At 38.9% G+C, this 4897-nt stretch carries 4 protein-coding genes; 3 read left to right on the top strand and 1 reads right to left on the bottom strand.

Translation table 11 applies throughout. The features are described from left to right. Positions 1-202: 202 nt before the first annotated feature. Entirely contained in the window at positions 203-1582 is a 1380-nt protein-coding gene (nox, locus tag ADG81_RS02720; protein WP_024057824.1) for a H2O-forming NADH oxidase, read from the bottom strand. A gap of 308 nt (positions 1583-1890) precedes the next feature. On the opposite strand from nox, the gene ADG81_RS02725 reads away from it, so the two are divergent. From ADG81_RS02725 to ADG81_RS02735, 3 genes are read left to right on the top strand one after another with little or no spacing between them, the layout of a single operon-like run. Then, positions 1891-2814 carry an FAD:protein FMN transferase gene (locus tag ADG81_RS02725; RefSeq protein ID WP_004256850.1) on the top strand — a complete coding sequence of 308 codons (924 nt, stop codon included), beginning with the start codon at positions 1891-1893 and terminating at the stop codon, positions 2812-2814. A 59-nt stretch (positions 2815-2873) separates the two neighbouring features. Further along, positions 2874-3479 (top strand): NADPH-dependent FMN reductase, encoded by a 606-nt coding sequence (locus ADG81_RS02730; protein WP_000915951.1) that lies wholly within the window; start codon positions 2874-2876, stop codon positions 3477-3479. Between the two features lie 18 nt (positions 3480-3497). Beyond that, positions 3498-4736 carry an NAD(P)H-dependent oxidoreductase gene (locus ADG81_RS02735; RefSeq protein WP_049550831.1) on the top strand — a complete coding sequence of 413 codons (1239 nt, stop codon included), beginning with the start codon at positions 3498-3500 and terminating at the stop codon, positions 4734-4736. Positions 4737-4897: the final 161 nt, after the last annotated feature.

Raw genomic sequence — 4897 nt, forward strand, 5'->3', positions numbered from 1 at the left:
TGATACTCAATGAAAATCAAAGAGCAAACTAGGAAGCTAGCCGCAGGTTGCTCATAGCACTGCTTTGAGGTTGCAGATAGAACTGACGAAGTCAGTACCCATACCTACGGTAAGGCGAAGCTGACGTGGTTTGAAGAGATTTTCGAAGAGTATAACTAAAAAACTATCTGACCTTAACTTAAAGCCAGATAGTTCATCGTTTTTATTTTTCAGCTGTGAGGGCAGCCATTGTGATGTAGTTGTATGGTTTGTTAAAGTGTGGCAAGAAGAATAGGTCTGTCAATGCCAATTTATCAATTGTCACATGCTCTTGGATAGCAAGTGAGAACATGTGGATTCCCATGCTGATTGCAGAATCGTGTGAAACCATTTGTGCACCAAGAATTTCACGGCTATCTTTGTCAAAGACAATCTTGATGGCAACTTCATGATTGTCATGCTTCATAAATTCTGGTTTTTGAAGATCGTTAAAGCCTGTTTCAGTTGCATTGTAACCAGCAGCTTTAGCTTTTTCAAGAGTCAAACCAGTTGAAACCATGTGAAGACCGTAGATTGAGATACCGTTTGATCCTTGAACACCGATTCCTTCCAATTCATGTCCACATGCGTTATATGCACCAACGATACCAGTACGAACAGCGTTTGAAGCAAGCGCAATGTAGCTAGTGTCTTTACGAGCGTTGTCATAAACAGTCGCACAGTCACCTACTGCGTAAACGCCTGGGATAGATGTTTCTTGTTTTTTGTCTACAAGGAAGGCACCGTTACGGAAGAGTTCAATTTTTCCATCAGCAAGGGCTGTGTTTGGACGGAAACCAACTGCAAGGATAACCATATCCACATCAAAAGTTTCTTTATCAGTAATCAAGCGTTCAACTTTACCGTCACCCTCGATTGCTTTAACAGTTTGACCAAGCGCCAAGCGGATGTTGTGGTCTTCCAAGTTCTTCGCCATCATTTGTGTGAAGTCTTTGTCATAGTAACCGTTCAAAACAGTATCAACGATATCAACAAGGACAACTTCTTTTCCAAGACGTTCAAAGGCTTCAGCAAGTTCAACACCGATATAACCACCACCAACAACGGCGATTCGGTCAAGGTGTTGACTCTTATCAGACAATTTGTGAATCACTTCTTCAGCGTTTTGGTACAATTTCACAAATTGTACGTTTTCAAGAGTTGCTTTAAATTCACGGTTTCCTTTAACAATTTCAACACCTTCGATTGGTGGCAAGATTGGTGTAGAACCTGTAGCGAAAATCAATTTTTCATATGATTCTTTGTGCTCTTTTCCTTCAACTTCCGCTGTAACTACTTTGTTATCATAGTCTATTGAAAGAACTGGTGAATTCATGTATACCTTAGCACCTTTAGCTTCCAATTTTTCTTTATCAGAATAGAACAAGCCTTCAGCACCGTCAATTTGTTCACCAATCCAGAGGGCCATTCCACATCCTAGGAAAGAAATGTTAGAGTTTTGGTCAAATACAACGATTTCGTTCTCATTTCCAAAGTTATCCAACATAGTGTTAATACATGCTGTACCAGCGTGGTTAGCACCAACTACAACGATTTTACTCATAGAAAAATTCCTACCTTCAATTTTAAATTTACCTTTCTAGTATAACATTTACTGTTAGCGTTTACAAGAGTTTAGCTAATTTTCCCGTTTTTTTTGTAAAAAAATGTAAATAATCTGTATTTTATCAGTCTTTCTTACAATTACTCTTTATTTTCTGAGCATATTTCTTGACAAGTTTACAAATTTTATTTGTGAAAACGCTGACTTTATGGTATGCTAGTATCATGAAAAGAAAATGTAAGGGGTTAAATTTAATATAAATTTACTATATTTCAGTCTTCTTTTCATAAAAGAAAGGAGTTGGTAGCTTGCCTCTTAGTTCACATTCCGAACGGCTAATGGGGACTACTATCACTATTTCATTAGTAGATGAGCGAGCCGATAGCTTGATCCAGAAATCCTTTGATTTACTCAGAGAGCTCGAATACCGCTTCAATGCCAATAGCCAAGAATCTGAGTTGATGGAAATCAATCATCAAGCTGGAATAGCCCCCGTCAAGGTTCATCCAGACCTGTTCGAACTGATTTCACTTGGATTAGAGCATAGCCTAGCGCCATCTAGCCATCTCAATATCAGCATTGGTCCCTTGATTCAAACCTGGCGTATCGGTTTTTCAGATGCCAAAGTTGCCCAGCCTCAAGAAATCGAATCAATTCTCCCTTTAATCAATCCTCATTATATCGAGTTAGATTCTTCTACTTCTACTGTGTTTCTAAAACAGAAAGGAATGAAGATAGACCTAGGTTGTTTAGCCAAGGGTTATAGTGCGGATAAAGTTGCTCAATTTCTGAGAAAAGAGGGAGTGACATCTGCCTTGATTAATCTGGGAGGGAATATCCTGACTATTGGAAAAAATCAGGCAAGAGGGGATCAGCCTTGGCAAATTGGGATTCAAGACCCAGCCAATCCGAGGGGAAATCACTTAATGACCATCCCTGTTGTCAATAAATCTGTCGTGACTTCAGGCATTTATGAACGTCACCTGACTGTCGATGGAAAAGATTACCATCATATTTTTGACAGCCAAACAGGTTATCCTGTTGAAACGGAACTAGCGAGTCTAACAATCATCTCTGATAAATCAGTTGATGGTGAAATCTGGACAACTCGTCTATTTGGAGAAAGACCTGCTTCTATCCTCTGGCAAGTCGAAAGTTTGGAGGGCATCGAAGCTATCCTCATCGATAAGGAAGGTCACCTAAGCTGTTCTTCAGGAATTCCTACTCTATAGAAACAAATGTTTCAATGGAGTTTTAAAATTGTATTATGTAAAAAGAGAAAGGAAATCTCATGTTAAAACTTATTGCTATTGTTGGAACAAATTCAAAACGTTCTACAAACCGCCAATTGCTTCAATACATGCAAAAACACTTTGCTGAAAAAGCTGAAATTGAACTTGTTGAAATTAAAGACATTCCTGTCTTCAACAAACCAGCTGACAAGCAAGTACCTGCTGAAATTTTAGAAATTGCTGCTAAAATTGAAGAGGCAGATGGCGTTATTATTGGTACTCCTGAGTATGACCACTCTATCCCAGCTGTTTTGATGAGCGCTCTTGCTTGGTTGTCTTATGGTATCTATCCACTTTTGAACAAACCAATCATGATTACAGGTGCTTCATATGGTACGCTTGGTTCATCACGTGCCCAATTACAACTTCGCCAAATCTTGAATGCCCCAGAAATCAAAGCAAGTGTCCTTCCAGATGAATTCTTGCTTTCACATTCTCTTCAAGCCTTCAATCCAAGTGGAGATCTAGTGGATCTTGATGTTATCAAAAAATTAGATGCCACTTTTGACGACTTCCGTATCTTTGTAAAAATTACAGAAAAATTGCGTAACGCACAAGCCCTACTTCGCAAAGATGCTGAAGACTTTGACTGGGAAAATTTGTAAGATAGGAGACCAAAAAGAATGAAATTTGTTGGACTTGTTGGATCAAACTACGATCAATCATATAACCGTAAACTCTTGGAATTCATCCGTCGTCACTTCAAACTCAAATTTGAATTAGAAGTTCTCGAAATTGACGAAGTTCCAATGTTTAACCAAGACGAAAAATGGGACGAAAGTTTCCAATTACGTTATTTATATAACAAAATTACTCGTGCTGATGGTGTTATCATTGCTACTCCTGAGCACAACCACACAATCTCAGCTTCCCTAAAATCTGTTCTTGAATGGCTTTCATACGAAGTTCATCCATTTGAAAACAAGCCAGTCATGATTGTGGGTGCTTCTTACTACGACCAAGGTACTTCTCGTGCCCAAGTTCACCTTCGTAAGATTCTTGATGCCCCAGGTGTCAATGCCTACACACTTCCAGGAAATGAATTCCTTCTTGGTAAAGCTAAAGAAGCTTTTGATGTTGATGGAAATATCACAAATGAAGGAACTATTAATTTCCTTGAAACATGCTTGGACAACTTTGTAAAATATGTGGGAGTCGTTTCAAAATTGAAAAAACCAAAACCAATTGCACCAGAAGATTTATATTGTACAAATTCAATTGCAACTACTATCCAAGGTGTTGATCCAGATGATCCTGAATGGGTAGAAAAAGCTGCTGAACTTGTTGGAGCTGTTTCTGGAGATACTTACGTTAAATTAGACCACGGTATCTTGACAGTTAACCAACTTGACATGTTCTTGAAAGCAATGCCATTTGAATTGACATTTGCAGATGATAATAATCAATTTTTGTACTTTAATAACGCACACCAAGACCCAGATACAATGTTTGGTAAACGTGTCCGTGCTCAATCAGGAAATAGATTAGGAACAGTACACGGTACATTGCCAGATTCTAGAATGAAAAACGTTGAATGGGTTGTCGGCGTATTGCGTAACGGGGATCAAGAATATGTCCGTACAATTGTGCCGGGAACACCTGAAGGTGTTATTAATACCCATAATTATCAAGCAATGTACTACCCAGATGGTTCATATGCTGGAATTAATGAGATTATCTTTAATTTCCAACCATGGCTTGACTGGTACCTCAATACAACTGGTCAACGTCTAGTTGGTGGAAATGTTGCAGCTCCTGCTGGAGGTCACGGTGGCGCAGATGCTACATCTGGAGCTTCTGATGCAGGTGATGCTGGAGGCCACGGTGGTGGCGCAGACGCTACATCTGGCGCAAGTAACTAATAACTTTAGGAACCATCTTGGTTCCTTTTTTAACAAAAAAAGACTAGCAAACACAAATTGCTAGTCTTTTGGTTATTATTTCATCTATCTTTGTTAAAAGAAAGAATACTTATACTCAATGAAAATCAAAGAGCAAACTAGGAAGCTAGCCGCAGGCTGTA

The organism is Streptococcus pseudopneumoniae, assembly GCF_001070815.1.
Classification (GTDB): domain Bacteria; phylum Bacillota; class Bacilli; order Lactobacillales; family Streptococcaceae; genus Streptococcus; species Streptococcus pseudopneumoniae_P.